The sequence below is a fragment of the Escherichia sp. SCLE84 genome (assembly GCF_012584495.1).
Lineage (GTDB): Bacteria > Pseudomonadota > Gammaproteobacteria > Enterobacterales > Enterobacteriaceae > ECMA0423.
On the sequence record NZ_CP051430.1, the window covers coordinates 1,364,311 to 1,377,337 of the forward strand.

General features: G+C 49.1%; 10 protein-coding genes. 2 read left to right on the forward strand and 8 right to left on the reverse strand.

The features are described from left to right. Positions 1-33 precede the first annotated feature (33 nt). From HGD79_RS06850 to HGD79_RS06885, 8 genes are all read right to left on the reverse strand, one after another. Entirely contained in the window at positions 34-2,298 is a 2,265-nt protein-coding gene (locus tag HGD79_RS06850; protein ID WP_168848341.1) for a ComEC family protein, read from the reverse strand. A 206-nt stretch (positions 2,299-2,504) separates the two neighbouring features. Further along, positions 2,505-2,789: an integration host factor subunit beta gene (ihfB, locus tag HGD79_RS06855; RefSeq protein WP_000167336.1), complete on the reverse strand. Its 285-nt coding sequence runs from the start codon at positions 2,787-2,789 to the stop codon at positions 2,505-2,507. 159 nt (positions 2,790-2,948) lie between these two features. Beyond that, positions 2,949-4,622 (reverse strand): 30S ribosomal protein S1, encoded by a 1,674-nt coding sequence (gene rpsA, locus HGD79_RS06860; protein ID WP_000140327.1) that lies wholly within the window; start codon positions 4,620-4,622, stop codon positions 2,949-2,951. Between the two features lie 110 nt (positions 4,623-4,732). After that, complete coding sequence (cmk, locus tag HGD79_RS06865; RefSeq protein ID WP_000125016.1) at positions 4,733-5,416, reverse strand: (d)CMP kinase; 684 nt, start codon at positions 5,414-5,416, stop codon at positions 4,733-4,735. A 172-nt stretch (positions 5,417-5,588) separates the two neighbouring features. Next, entirely contained in the window at positions 5,589-6,353 is a 765-nt protein-coding gene (gene ycaL / locus HGD79_RS06870) for a metallopeptidase YcaL (protein ID WP_001295345.1), read from the reverse strand. A 168-nt stretch (positions 6,354-6,521) separates the two neighbouring features. Then, a complete protein-coding gene (aroA, locus tag HGD79_RS06875; protein WP_000445231.1) occupies positions 6,522-7,805 on the reverse strand; it encodes a 3-phosphoshikimate 1-carboxyvinyltransferase in 1,284 nt (427 codons plus the stop codon). Positions 7,806-7,875: 70 nt separating this feature from the next. Then, on the reverse strand, positions 7,876-8,964 hold the full coding sequence (gene serC, locus HGD79_RS06880) for a 3-phosphoserine/phosphohydroxythreonine transaminase (RefSeq protein WP_000057149.1): 1,089 nt from the start codon (positions 8,962-8,964) through the stop codon (positions 7,876-7,878). 198 nt (positions 8,965-9,162) lie between these two features. Continuing rightward, positions 9,163-9,855 (reverse strand): DUF421 domain-containing protein, encoded by a 693-nt coding sequence (locus HGD79_RS06885; protein WP_000642849.1) that lies wholly within the window; start codon positions 9,853-9,855, stop codon positions 9,163-9,165. Between the two features lie 129 nt (positions 9,856-9,984). Here HGD79_RS06885 and ycaO point away from each other — a divergent pair, with 129 nt between their 5' ends. After that, positions 9,985-11,745, forward strand: coding sequence for a 30S ribosomal protein S12 methylthiotransferase accessory factor YcaO (ycaO, locus tag HGD79_RS06890; RefSeq protein ID WP_001585523.1), 1,761 nt, complete (start codon positions 9,985-9,987; stop codon positions 11,743-11,745). Positions 11,746-12,150: 405 nt separating this feature from the next. Beyond that, entirely contained in the window at positions 12,151-13,008 is an 858-nt protein-coding gene (focA, locus tag HGD79_RS06895) for a formate transporter FocA (RefSeq protein ID WP_000642546.1), read from the forward strand. Positions 13,009-13,027 lie beyond the last annotated feature (19 nt).

Below are 13,027 nucleotides of genomic sequence, written 5' to 3' on the forward strand. Positions count from 1 at the left end.
AAAAACCAGCATTTGTTGAAATAGCCGCATATTCTACCCGTTATCCACTGGCACGCCAAACCACTGATGATACCAACGAGGTAAAATTTGCTCCCTGAGGCTGCTAATCCGCCAGCCTTGCGCTGAAAAATTGACCGTTGTTTGACCTTGATGTGGAGTATCAATCCATTGATATCCTTGCAGTTGATAGCGATGCTTAACTTTGTTAGAGGGCAGTCGCCATGCGTTATAGCGCGATGCCGATGCGAGTGCCACTTTTCCATTCACTCGCTGAATTAATGGCAACGATGATGAGGTATTACTGCCATGGTGAGGTACCTGAAGCAATGTTGCCTGCACTTGCTGCCAGTAACGGTTTAGCATCTTTTGTTCAGCGGGGACTTCAATATCACCGGTTAGAAGAATGCTATTCGTCCCGTCATCAACCTTAACCACACAGGAATGGTTATTTCCTTTATCGTTGCTACCTTGTAAAGGCCAGTGCGCGCTGAAACGCAATCCTTGCCATTGCCACGCTTCGCCACGCACACAGGGCTGATGATGTTCCCAGTTTAACGGACTTCTGATCCATAACATCGGCCATATATGCAATATTGAATCCAGCCCTCCCCGGTGATCCAGATGTTCATGGCTCAGAATAACGCCTTCCGGTTCAAGATTATGCCAGTGGAGCCAGGGGATAATCAGTTGTTGCCCACTATCCCCTTCAGGCCAGGCCAGTCCTGTGTCATAGAGAATCGCTTTGCCGTTTCTGGCTATCACCATTGCCAGCCCTTGCCCGACATCAAGCATGTACACCTGCCACTCGTCAGGTCGAGGTTTTTGCCACAGCGGCCAGCACATCAGCAAGCCTCCAGCCACACACATTGCTGGCAACGTTCGCCAGGCGTTTAATCGCCATACCACCAGTAAGAACCATGGGGAAAATGATAGCCATTGCCAACATTCAGCAATGTTGATCCACCCTTCCGGCAAACTCTTTAACCCCCAGAAAAGTAAAGCCAAAGACCGGTCGGCAAGAAACCATAACCCTTGCTCCAGGATTAACGGCCCGCTTAAATGCACAACCATCGCGGCGAGGATCAACGGAACCGTGATAAATGTCACCAAGGGAATTGCTAATAGATTTGCAATAAACGAGGTCAGACTAATGCCATGAAATATGACGATTTGCACGGGCATAAGCAGAAGTGTGATTCCCAGTTGCAGATGGATGAGGGAAACAACTGCACGCAATACCGGCGGCAGTTGCCACTCAGGACAGGGAAACCACTGATACCAAAATATCAATGCCGCGACCGCAGCGGCAGAGAGCCATAAACTTTGCGAGAGAATGGCAACAGGATCCATCAGCAAAATTGCCGCCAGACAACATATCCATACATCCCAGCCACTCCACTGTCGCCCACTTAACTTAAGCATTCCCCACGTAGCAAGCGCCACCATGGTACGCAATGCAGGAGGTTGCATTCCCGTCAACCAGGCATAAAAAGCAGCACAGCAGATTCCGCCAATTAATGGTATTTGCCAGTGGATCCAGCGCCCAGGCAGAAAAATTTGTCCACTGCGAATGAGTCCGGCAGCCAGCAACGCCGCAAAAGCGATGTGCAATCCCGATATCGCCATTAAATGCGCCGTTCCAGTATCGCGCATGATATTTTTGATTTCTTTGGGGACGGATAACCGTTCCCCCATACCTAAACCAAGAATAACCGCATTCCACGGATAGGGTTGCAGCGTTGTTTGTAGTGACGCCAGATACTGTGCACGCAGGCTACAATTCGGTTCAATGACACTTGCCTGCAGAAAACGGCCGGTGAGCGGCTGATGCTGGGCAATGGCATAACGCTGGCTATCAAAGCCGCCATCATTAAGTTGGCCATGAACTGCACGAACTTTGAGTTTCATTGACCATTGTTGTCCAGCACAAACCGCTTGCGGAAGATATTCGCCATACAGCACAAGGCCTGGCGCAGGGAATATACGTCGACCTTGTAGATGAGTAATTTGACCGTAATGAGTGGTCATGCCGTCAGTTGCAGTGATCTCAACAATTGCATCCTGCGTCGCGCCAGTTAAGGTTTCTCCTGCCCACAAAATTTGCTTTGCTGATAATATGCCCCAAACGAAAAACAGCAACGTCAGCGCGATATAACGGACGGTTTTAACAGGGATAAATGCCAGTACGCAGGCGAAGAGAGTCAGAAACGCAAGGGTTAATGTCCCAGGCAATTGGGGCAAAATCAGCAACGGAAAAATTCCGCAAATTATGCATACGCCGACTGTCGTTATTTTCATGCACCCCTCCCTGTTTATGGAAAGTGTGCAACTTTGTTGAGCGGTTGTCTGGTGGGAATTTTGCGTTCCCCGAGGCACATTCAGAAGAATTTAACGAAAGGGTGAAAACTGCTCAAAACTCTGCGAGGCAGCTTCCAGTTCCTGATTAGAGAAATGAAAAAAGCACCCGACAGGTGCTTTTCTCGCGTTCAAGTTTGAGTAAAAACTTAACCGTAAATATTGGCGCGATCGCGCAGTTCTTTACCAGGTTTAAAGTGAGGAACGTATTTTCCTTCCAGTTCTACTTTATCGCCAGTCTTCGGATTACGTCCGGTACGTGGTGCGCGGTAGTGCAAAGAGAAACTGCCGAAACCGCGGATTTCAATACGCTCGCCCTGCGCAAGAGTCGAGGCCATATGCTCCAGCATCTCTTTTACTGCATCTTCAACCGTCTTGGCGGGAATGTGCGATTGCTGGGTGGCAAGTCTTTCTATCAATTCTGACTTGGTCATGATTCCTCCGGTTCCTTAAAGGCAAATTAAGCGGCTGCTGTTGCTGCATTGATTAAGGGCGGCCGTAGCCGCCCTTAGTGCTTGATTACAGGACGAAACCTGCAATCTGTCAAGTAAACTCAACAAACTTCGGAATAAAAATCCCGAAGAGTCAGAGAATTACTCGCCTTTAGCTGCTTTGAAAGCTTCAGCCATTGCGTTGTTGGAGAAGTTTGCATCTTCCTGTTTGTTAACAGTTGCGATTGCATCTTTCTCGTCAGCTTCGTCTTTCGCACGAACAGACAGGCTGATTGCGCGGTTTTTACGATCAACGCCGGTGAATTTAGCTTCAACTTCGTCGCCAACGCTCAGAACCAGGGTAGCGTCTTCAACGCGGTCACGGGATGCTTCAGAAGCACGCAGGTAACCTTCAACGCCGTCAGCCAGTTCTACGGTTGCGCCTTTAGCGTCAACTGCAGTTACTTTACCGGTTACGATAGCGCCTTTCTTGTTCAGAGCAACCCAGTTGTTGAACGGATCTTCTGCGAGCTGTTTAACGCCCAGGGAGATACGTTCACGTTCTGCGTCAACCTGCAGAACAACTGCAGCGATTTCGTCGCCTTTTTTGTATTCACGAACTGCTTCTTCGCCTGCAACGTTCCAGGAGATGTCAGACAGGTGAACCAGGCCGTCGATGCCGCCGTCCAGGCCGATGAAGATACCGAAGTCAGTGATAGACTTGATTTTACCTTCAACACGGTCGCCCTTGTTGTGGGTTTCCGCGAACTGCTGCCACGGGTTAGCTTTGCACTGTTTCAGACCCAGGGAGATACGACGACGTTCTTCGTCGATATCCAGAACCATAACTTCCACTACATCGCCAACGTTAACAACTTTGGACGGGTGGATGTTTTTGTTGGTCCAATCCATTTCGGAAACGTGTACCAGGCCTTCAACGCCTTCTTCGATTTCAACGAAGCAGCCGTAGTCGGTCAGGTTGGTCACGCGACCAGTCAGTTTGGTACCTTCCGGATAACGTTTAGCGATAGCTACCCACGGATCTTCGCCCAGCTGTTTCAGGCCCAGAGATACACGGGTACGTTCGCGGTCGAACTTCAGCACTTTAACAGTGATTTCGTCGCCCACGTTGACGATTTCGCTCGGATGCTTAACGCGTTTCCAGGCCATGTCAGTGATGTGCAGCAGGCCGTCAACGCCGCCCAGATCAACGAATGCACCGTAGTCAGTGAGGTTCTTAACGATACCTTTAACTTCCATGCCTTCCTGCAGGTTTTCCAGCAGCTGATCGCGCTCTGCGCTGTTTTCGGATTCGATAACGGCACGACGAGAAACAACAACGTTGTTGCGCTTCTGATCCAGCTTGATTACTTTGAATTCAAGCTCTTTGCCTTCCAGGTGCAGAGTGTCACGCACCGGACGAACGTCTACCAGAGAACCTGGCAGGAACGCACGAATACCGTTCAGCTCAACAGTGAAGCCGCCCTTAACTTTGCCGTTGATAACACCGGTAACAGTTTCAGCATCTTCGTAAGCTTTTTCCAGCGTGATCCAGGCTTCGTGACGTTTAGCTTTCTCACGGGACAGCAGAGTTTCACCGAAGCCGTCTTCTACTGCGTCCAGAGCAACGTCAACTTCGTCACCTACCTGGATTTCCAGCTCGCCCTGGGCGTTTTTGAACTGCTCAGCCGGGATGGCGGACTCAGATTTCAGACCAGCGTCAACCAGTACTACGTCTTTGTCGATAGCAACAACAACGCCACGAACGATAGAACCCGGGCGGGTTTCGATTTCTTTTAAGGACTCTTCAAAGAGTTGAGCAAAAGATTCAGTCATGTTTAATCTTCAGGTTTATATTTAACGTCCACCTGGCTCCATGCCGGATGGGGTTGTTTAACATACCCGCTGTCATTCCATTGCAACGGGGGTACTGCAAATTCGGTCGCTTATGCGAGAGCCAATTTCTGGCGCGCGTATTGTAGCGCTTTTTCAATCACTTGCTCAATGCTTAAGGTGGTGGAATCCAACACTAAAGCATCGGCTGCCGGAACCAGTGGCGCTACCGCTCGGTTACGATCGCGGTCGTCGCGTTCTTTGATCTCGGCCAAAAGGCGCTCAAAGTTAACACTAAAGCCCTTCTCCTGCAACTGTAGCATGCGGCGATGTGCACGTTCTTCCGAGGAGGCGTCAAGGAAAATTTTCACTGGCGCATCAGGGAATACCACCGTTCCCATGTCGCGGCCATCGGCAATCAGGCCTGGTAATTCGCGAAACGCGCGTTGGCGACGCAATAATGCTTCACGAACGCGTGGGAATGCCGCGACTTGTGAAGCTGCATTCGCCACTTCCTGAGTACGAATTTCGCCGCTGACATCTTCCCCTTCGAGGATCACTTCCAGATTGCCATTGGTTGACACAAAACGTACATCCAGATGGGATGCCAGCGGTACCAGCGCATCTTCTGACGCAACATCAACATGGTGATGTAATGCCGCCAATGCCAGTACGCGATAAATTGCACCCGAATCCAGCAGATGCCATTGCAATGCTTCCGCCATAGCCTTACACAAGGTGCCTTTCCCTGCACCGCTTGGGCCATCAATGGTAATAACCGGGGCAATTGCCGTCATCTTTATCTCCTTAAAACAGGCGTACCGTTAACATAACCGCGCGCATTATACGCGCCGACGCCACAAATCGTTAACGTTGTGTGCAAAAACCAGTTTTGTCTGTATTCAGATGGGGATTTATTGCGCAATTATAGCGGGCTGGCAGAAGACCAGCCCGAAAGATGACAATGATTTACTTACCAGAGGCGATACGATCACGGATGTGTTGCGCACGCTCTGTTGATGGTGGGTGAGAGTCAAACATGGACTGGGTGCGACCGCCATCCAGACTAGCCAGTTTTTCAAAGCTGCCAACCAGCCCCTGGGTGCTGATGCCACGTTTCTTCAACAGATCAAAGGAGAAATCATCTGCTTCGGACTCTTTATCACGGGAGTATTTAGCATTAATAGCGCCTTCTGCGATATCACCCAATTGTGAGCGGGAAAGCTGGGAAGCCACACCGCTGGTAGCTGAAATGGCATCGCGTGCGGCAACGATCGCATAAGAAGCTTTCATTTCAGCCAGCGAGTGACCCAACGCGACGTGGCCCAGTTCATGGCCCAGAACACCTTCAATTTCGTTGTCATTCATCATGTCCATCAGGCCACTGTAGACACGGACACAGCCGTTCGCCATCGCCCATGCGTTGACGTCGCTGGTCATATAAACCTTATAGTTGACCGGCGTGCCATTAATATTGTTACCCAATGCTTTGGCGATTTTTGCCAGACGTTTACCGTACTTGCTGGATTTACTTGCGACTTGATTGCCGCTGTCCATTTCGGCACAGCCCTGATTGGCAATCGCTTTTGCATCGGCATCGCTTAATGTTGCTGCTTTATAGGCATTTAAACCGGAGCTGATAGCCATATTGGTATCAATACCGTGGGTATTTTGACACCCTGTCAGTAATGCTGCAGAGGTCGCAATCGCCAGCAGTAATTTAGTATTCTTCATGTGAATCATCCGTTGATTAATCATATATAAATATTATGTATCAACAACTTACATTGACAAGCGACGCTACCATTAATCAAAATGACTCACAAGGTCCGAAAAAAAACGCCGACATTGTGCCGACGTTTTGATAAAGAAAGATTTGGCTATTTATTGCCCGTTGTTCATTCAGGCTGCCTGGCTAATCCGCGCCAACTGCTCGAAATAATCCGGAAATGTTTTGGCCGTGCATTTGGGATCAAGAATCGTCACTGGTGTATCTGACAACGCCACCAGCGAGAAACACATCGCCATCCGGTGATCATTGTATGTCGCGATCTCGGCAAAGTTCAGTTTTTCCGGAGGAGTGATACGAATGTAATCGTGCCCCTCTTCCACTTCCGCGCCGACTTTACGCAGTTCTGTTGCCATCGCAAACAGGCGATCGGTCTCTTTAACACGCCAGTTATAGATATTGCGCAGCGTGGTGGTGCCTTTTGCAAATAACGCCGCCGTGGCAATGGTCATCGCCGCATCAGGAATATGGTTCATATCCATATCAATAGCGTTCAGTTCACCACGCGTGCAGGAAATATAATCATCGCCCCAGCAAATGGTCGCGCCCATTTTTTCCAGCACATCAGCAAAGCGAATATCACCCTGCATACTGTTACGTCCAATACCGGTCACTTTTACAGTGCCGCCTTTGATTGCTGCTGCTGCCAGAAAGTAAGAAGCCGAAGATGCATCGCCTTCGACCAAATAAGTACCCGGAGACTGATAAGACTGCCCGCCTTTTACGACAAATTGTTGATAGTGCTGATTTTCAATTTCAACACCAAACGTCTTCATCAGATTGAGTGTGATGTCGATATAAGGTTTAGAAACCAGATCGCCTTTAATACGAATCACCGTATCTTCCGGCGCAAGAGGCGCAGTCATTAACAGTGCGGTGAGGAATTGGCTGGAAACGGAGCCATCAACGTCAACGTTGCCGCCAGTAAAGCCGCCCTGTAAACGCAACGGCGGATAATTTTCTTGTTCCAGGTAAGTGATCTTCGCCCCGCCCAGGCGCAGCGCATCCACCAGATGACCAATCGGGCGTTCTTTCATACGCGGCTCACCGGTCAGCACAATATCATTGCTACCCAGACAAAGAGCTGCCGCCAGCGGACGCATTGCCGTTCCGGCGTTACCGAGGAACAACTCCAGGGCACCTTCTGCGTGTAATGGACCGCCGTTACCGATAATTTCGCAACGCGTACGATCGGCTGAAAGCGTATAGCTTACCCCTAACGCTGTTAATGCATTCAGCATATGGCGCACGTCATCGCTATCCAGCAGATTGGTTAATACTGTTTTGCCGTGTGCTAATGCCGCCAGCAATAAAGCGCGGTTAGAAACGCTCTTGGAACCGGGCAGATTAATAGTGCCATCGACACGAGCGATGGGTTGTAACGTCAGGGATTCCATGAACTCAACTCTCTACAACAGAAATAAAAACCCCACAGGCTGGCTGTGGGGATTAAGCAAAATTTCGGCATTAACCGTGACGGCGTTCGAACTCAACCATGAAGTCTGTCAGCGCTTTAACGCCTTCCAGCGGCATGGCGTTATAAATAGAAGCGCGCATTCCGCCGACCACACGGTGACCTTTCAGTGCATGAAGGCCAGCAGCAAAAGACTCTTCAAGGAACAATTTGTCAAGCGCACTGTCCGCCAACTGGAACGGCACGTTCATCCGCGAACGGTTAGCTTTCGCCACGTCATTGCGGTAGAAATCGCTGTTATCAATCACCCCATATAGCAGTTCTGCTTTTTGCTGATTGATTTTATCCATTTCAGCTACACCGCCGTTCGCTTTCAGCCATTTAAAGACCAGACCAGATAGATACCAGGCAAATGTCGGCGGCGTGTTAAACATGGAGCCGTTATCGTTGAGGATGGAATAATCCAGAATCGACGGACACGCGATATTCGCTTTGCCCAGCAAATCTTCACGAACGATGACGATTGTCAGGCCAGCCGGGCCGATATTTTTCTGCGCGCCAGCGTAAATCACGCCATAACGGCTGACGTCAATCGGACGGGAAAGAATGGTTGAAGAGAAGTCGGCGGCGACCACCACATCTTTGCCGAAGTCTGGCGTTTCGTCGATGGCGATACCGTCGATGGTTTCATTCGGGCAGTAATGCATATAAGCAGCATTATCAGAGAGTTGCCATTCACGCATTGGCTTAACCGCGCGCAGACCATCAACAGTCACTTTGGCGTCAAAGACATTAGGCGTGCAGTATTTTTTCGCTTCTTTAATGGCACTTGCCGCCCAGTAACCGGCATCAACATAATCTGCGGTGGTTTTATCACCGAGAATATTCAGCGGTACCGCAGCAAACTGACCGCGACCACCGCCATGGCAGAATAATACCTTGTAGTTGGAGGGGACATTAAGAAGATCGCGAAAATCCTTCTCGGCTTCCTCTGCAACCTGAATGAACTCTTTGCCACGGTGACTCACTTCCATCACCGACGTACCAAGACCGTTCCAGTCGCGCAGTTCCTGTTGAGCCTGTTTAAGCACCTCTGCCGGTAGCATTGCCGGACCAGAACTAAAATTGAAGATTTGAGCCATTTCCCCTCACCACGTTGCGTTGCTATTAACCCGCGGTCAATCGATTGCGACCACAGGTAATACATTATTCCTGTGGCTATCGGTTTTATCATTCAGTGACACACATCGCAATGAGTAAAACCGTTGAGGGCAAAAATGTGGCTTGCATCACACAAAAGAATCTCTCGGATTATTAGCAAAAAGCCGATGTTTTTACTGTCAGGTCACCCGTTTTGCCCGACTTGCCTTCGTCCATTCTGGATTTGCACAGCGCGGACATAATTGTTTTTCCCCCGCTTTCATATGAATGATTTCACTACAACGAATACAGGCATAGTCCGCCGACTCCGGCACCACTTTGTAACGCTGCGTACAATCACTGGGTAAAATAAGTAAACCCGGTTTCACCTTGTCATCTTCAAAGAAATAGACACTGATTTGCCCGTTGGTTTCGAGAATCGCCAGACGTACCTGCCCCAGCTGCTCCACGCCACGCAATCGTAGCTCCATAAAGAACTCAAATTCCGTCATGTTGGAGTTATTGAGTTTCGACCAGGCCAGCTCGCCATCTTCAATAATAACAACCGGCTTACCTTCCAGTAAATCTTCCAGTTTTTCACTGTGCGCCATCAACCACATTACCAGGCGGTATAACAACGCCAGAGTGATAAAGACGATAAGTACCGGCACCATCGGCACATCATCATAAAACGCCACATCTCCCGCCGCTGAACCCAGCGTGAGAATGATTAACACTTCAAACAGCGACATCTGTCGCACACCGCGTCTTCCGGTCATTTTGAGGAACAAAAAAACCAGTACAAAGGTATAAAGACTACGTAGTGCAACTTCGCCAAGGAAATCAAAAGGCACTTTATCAAATGCCATACGGTGGAGATCGAACGCCTTCATTTTTATGCTCTTATCGTGGTTTATCCGCTAAAAGCATAGTCAACAGTTCATCGGCATGGCGGCGGTGATAGCGCCTTTGAGATAAAACCCGTATTATTGCGCGCTTTCCGTACGACTAAAGTGATTTTCATGACGCAAACATTTATCCCCGGCAAAGATGCCGCTCTGGAAGATTCCATCGCTCGCTTCCAGCAAAAACTTTCAGACCTCGGCTTTCAGATTGAAGAGGCCTCCTGGCTGAATCCTGTGCCTAACGTCTGGTCTGTACATATTCGCGACAAAGAGTGCGCACTGTGTTTTACCAACGGTAAAGGCGCAACCAAAAAAGCGGCGCTGGCTTCTGCACTTGGTGAATATTTCGAGCGTCTCTCAACCAACTACTTTTTTGCTGATTTCTGGCTGGGCGAAACCATCGCCAACGGTCCGTTCGTGCATTATCCCAACGAAAAATGGTTCCCACTGATCGAAAATGACGATGTGCCAGAAGGACTACTCGATGACCGTCTGCGCGCGTTTTATGATCCGGAGAATGAACTGACCGGCAGCATGCTGATTGACCTACAATCCGGTAACGAAGATCGTGGTATTTGCGGCCTGCCGTTTACGCGTCAGTCCGACAATCAGACCGTTTATATTCCGATGAATATCATTGGTAACCTGTACGTCTCCAACGGTATGTCCGCAGGTAATACCCGCAACGAAGCACGCGTTCAGGGATTGTCTGAAGTTTTCGAACGCTACGTGAAAAACCGCATTATTGCTGAAAGCATCAGCCTGCCAGAGATCCCGGCAGACGTGCTGGCGCGTTACCCAGCAGTAGTTGAAGCCATCGAAACGCTGGAAGCGGAGGGTTTCCCAATCTTCGCTTATGACGGTTCGCTTGGCGGCCAGTATCCGGTGATTTGCGTGGTACTGTTCAATCCTGCTAACGGTACCTGCTTTGCCTCTTTCGGTGCGCATCCTGATTTTGGCGTAGCACTGGAACGTACCGTGACCGAGCTGCTGCAAGGTCGTGGCCTGAAAGATTTGGATGTGTTTACTCCGCCAACCTTCGATGATGAAGAAGTCGCTGAACATACCAACCTCGAAACGCACTTTATCGATTCCAGCGGTTTAATCTCCTGGGACCTGTTCAAGCAGGATGCCGATTATCCGTTTGTGGACTGGAATTTCTCCGGCACCACGGAAGAAGAGTTCGCCACGCTGATGGCTATCTTCAAAAAGGAAGATAAAGAAGTTTATATTGCCGATTACGAGCATCTGGGTGTCTACGCTTGCCGCATTATCGTGCCTGGCATGTCCGATATTTATCCGGCTGAAGATCTGTGGCTCGCGAATAACAGTATGGGCAGCCATTTACGTGAAACGATTCTTTCGCTACCAGGCAGCGAGTGGGAAAAAGAAGATTACCTGAACCTCATCGAGCAACTGGATGAAGAAGGTTTTGATGACTTTACCCGCGTGCGTGAGCTGTTGGGTCTGGCGACCGGGTCGGATAACGGTTGGTACACCCTGCGTATCGGTGAATTAAAAGCCATGCTGGCGCTGGCTGGTGGCGATCTGGAACAGGCTCTGGTCTGGACCGAATGGACGATGGAGTTTAACTCATCAGTATTTAGTCCGGAACGCGCCAACTATTATCGCTGCCTGCAAACGTTGTTATTACTGGCACAGGAAGAAGATCGCCAGCCGCTGCAATATCTGAATGCGTTTGTTCGCATGTACGGCGCAGATGCCGTAGAAGCCGCCAGTGCGGCAATGAGCGGCGAAGCGGCGTTTTACGGCCTGCAACCGGTAGATAGCGATCTGCACGCGTTTGCTGCACATCAGTCGTTGTTGAAGGCCTACGAAAAGCTGCAGCGCGCCAAAGCAGCATTCTGGGCAAAATAAAATCAAATAGCCTACGCAATGTAGGCTTAATGATTAGTCTGAGTTATATTACGGGGCGTTTTTTTAATGCCCCGCTTTACATATATTTGCATTAATAAAATAATTGTAATTATAAGGTTAAATATCGGTAATTTGTATTTAATAAATACGATCGATATTGTTACTTTATTCGCCTGATGCTCCCTTTTAATTAACTGTTTTAGCGGAGGATGCGGAAAAAATTCAACTCATTTGTTAATTTTTAAAATTTATTTTTATTTGGATAATCAAATATTTACTCCGTATTTGCATAAAAACCATGCGAGTTACGGGCCTATAAGCCAGGCGAGATATGATCTATATCAATTTCTCATCTATAATGCTTTGTTAGTATCTCGTCGCCGACTTAATAAAGAGAGAGTTAGTGTGAAAGCTGACAACCCTTTTGATCTTTTACTTCCTGCTGCAATGGCCAAAGTGGCCGAAGAGGCGGGTGTCTATAAAGCAACGAAACATCCGCTTAAGACTTTCTATCTGGCGATTACCGCCGGTGTTTTCATCTCAATCGCATTCGTCTTCTATATCACAGCAACCACTGGCACAGGCACAATGCCCTTCGGCATGGCAAAACTGGTTGGCGGCATTTGCTTCTCTCTGGGGCTGATTCTTTGTGTTGTCTGCGGAGCCGATCTCTTTACTTCCACCGTGTTGATTGTTGTTGCTAAGGCGAGTGGGCGCATCACCTGGGGTCAGTTGGCGAAAAACTGGCTAAATGTCTATTTTGGCAACCTGGTCGGCGCACTGCTGTTTGTACTTTTAATGTGGCTTTCCGGCGAGTATATGACCGCAAATGGTCAATGGGGACTAAACGTCCTACAAACCGCCGACCACAAAGTGCACCATACTTTTATTGAGGCCGTCTGTCTTGGTATCCTGGCAAACCTGATGGTATGTCTGGCAGTATGGATGAGTTATTCTGGCCGCAGCCTGATGGACAAAGCGTTCATTATGGTGCTGCCGGTCGCGATGTTTGTTGCCAGCGGTTTTGAGCACAGTATCGCAAACATGTTTATGATCCCGATGGGTATTGTAATCCGCGACTTCGCATCCCCGGAATTTTGGACCGCAGTCGGTTCTGCACCGGAAAATTTTTCTCACCTGACCGTGATGAATTTCATCACTGATAACCTGATTCCGGTTACGATCGGCAACATTATCGGTGGTGGTTTGTTGGTTGGGTTGACATACTGGGTCATTTACCTGCGTGAAAACGACCACCATTAATGGTTGTCGAAGTACGCAG

What these genes read in the sequence shown, in the direction of transcription:
- HGD79_RS06850 (WP_168848341.1), bottom strand. Translation starts at nt 2,298, where the DNA reads ATGAAAATAACGACAGTCGGCGTATGCATAATTTGCGGAATTTTTCCG.
- ihfB (WP_000167336.1), bottom strand. Translation starts at nt 2,789, where the DNA reads ATGACCAAGTCAGAATTGATAGAAAGACTTGCCACCCAGCAATCGCAC.
- rpsA (WP_000140327.1), bottom strand. Translation starts at nt 4,622, where the DNA reads ATGACTGAATCTTTTGCTCAACTCTTTGAAGAGTCCTTAAAAGAAATC.
- cmk (WP_000125016.1), bottom strand. Translation starts at nt 5,416, where the DNA reads ATGACGGCAATTGCCCCGGTTATTACCATTGATGGCCCAAGCGGTGCA.
- ycaL (WP_001295345.1), bottom strand. Translation starts at nt 6,353, where the DNA reads ATGAAGAATACTAAATTACTGCTGGCGATTGCGACCTCTGCAGCATTA.
- aroA (WP_000445231.1), bottom strand. Translation starts at nt 7,805, where the DNA reads ATGGAATCCCTGACGTTACAACCCATCGCTCGTGTCGATGGCACTATT.
- serC (WP_000057149.1), bottom strand. Translation starts at nt 8,964, where the DNA reads ATGGCTCAAATCTTCAATTTTAGTTCTGGTCCGGCAATGCTACCGGCA.
- HGD79_RS06885 (WP_000642849.1), bottom strand. Translation starts at nt 9,855, where the DNA reads ATGAAGGCGTTCGATCTCCACCGTATGGCATTTGATAAAGTGCCTTTT.
- ycaO (WP_001585523.1), top strand. Translation starts at nt 9,985, where the DNA reads ATGACGCAAACATTTATCCCCGGCAAAGATGCCGCTCTGGAAGATTCC.